The 1,240-nt window shown below is 67.3% G+C and carries 2 protein-coding genes; both read right to left on the reverse strand.

Going from position 1 to position 1,240, the window contains the following annotated elements; all coding sequences use genetic code 11:
• Positions 1–810, reverse strand: an 810-nt coding sequence (locus AB0927_RS40965; RefSeq protein WP_366672963.1) for an alpha-amylase family glycosyl hydrolase, incomplete at its 3' end; no start/stop codon positions are given.
• On the reverse strand, positions 807–1,240 hold a 434-nt coding region (locus AB0927_RS40970), incomplete at its 5' end, for an alpha-glucosidase C-terminal domain-containing protein (RefSeq protein ID WP_366672964.1). The genes AB0927_RS40970 and AB0927_RS40965, both read right to left, overlap by 4 nt.

A 1,240-nucleotide genomic window follows, 5' to 3' on the forward strand; every position in this document is an offset into this window, starting at 1 on the left:
GTCGACCACGTCCTCGGGCCACTGGTTGGCCTCCGCCAGCAGCACGGTGTCCGGGTACTGGGTGTCGATCTCCTTGCGCACCCGCTTCAGGAACTGGTGGGTGGCGGGCAGGTTCTCGCAGTTGGTGCCCTCGGCCGCGTAGAGGTAGGGGACCGCGTCCAGCCGGTAGCCGTCGATGCCCAGGTCCAGCCAGAAGCGCAGGGCGGCCAGGATCTCCTCCTGCACCGCCGGGTTCTCGTAGTTGAGGTCCGGCTGGTGGGAGAAGAAGCGGTGGAAGTAGTACTGCTTGCGTACCGGGTCGTACGTCCAGTTGGACGCCTCCGTGTCCACGAAGATGATCCGCGCGTCCTCGTACCGTTTGTCGTCGTCGGCCCAGACGTAGTAGTCCCCGTAGGGGCCGTCGGGGTCCTTGCGCGACTCCTGGAACCACGCGTGCTGGTCGCTGGTGTGGTTCATGACAAAGTCGATGATCACGCGCATGCCGCGCTGGTGGGCGGCGTCCACGAACTCCACGAAGTCGGCGAGGTCGCCGAACTCGGGGAGTACGGCGGTGTAGTCGGAGACGTCGTAACCGCCGTCTCTCAAGGGTGACTTGAAGAACGGTGGGAGCCACAGGCAGTCGACGCCGAGCCACTGGAGGTAGTCGAGCTTGGCGGTCAGGCCCTTGAGGTCGCCGACGCCGTCCCCGTCGCTGTCCTGGAAGGAGCGGACCAGGACCTCGTAGAAGACGGCACGCTTGAACCACTGCGGGTCCCGGTCCCGGGCCGGGGTGTCCTCGAAGGTGTCCAGTACGGGTTCGTTGACGGTCATGACGCTGCGGCCCCTTCGTTCCGGTGCGCCGGTCGCTGGACGTGGAGCACATGCGCCGGCGTCCGGCCCGGCGTGAGGCGCACGAAGTTGGTCCTGCCCCACCGGTACGTCTCGCCCGTCAGTTCGTCGTGGACGGACAGGTCGGCGTGCCAGTCCAGGCCGAGTCGCGGCATGTCCAACTCGACCGTGGCCTCCTGGGCGTGATGCGGGTCGAGATTGACGACCACGATGACCGTGTCCGTCCCCGTGCTCTTGCTGTAGGCGAGCACGGCGTCGTTGTCGGTCTGGTGGAAGCGGAGGTTGCGCAGGCGCTGGAGCGCCGGGTGCTCGCGGCGGACGGTGTTGAGGCGGGTGATGAGCGGTGCGATGGTGCGGCCCTCGCGGGCGGCGGACTCCCAGTCGCGGGGCCGTAGTTGGTACTTCTCGGAGT

This window comes from Streptomyces sp. NPDC048106, assembly GCF_040706415.1.
Taxonomy (GTDB): domain Bacteria; phylum Actinomycetota; class Actinomycetes; order Streptomycetales; family Streptomycetaceae; genus Streptomyces.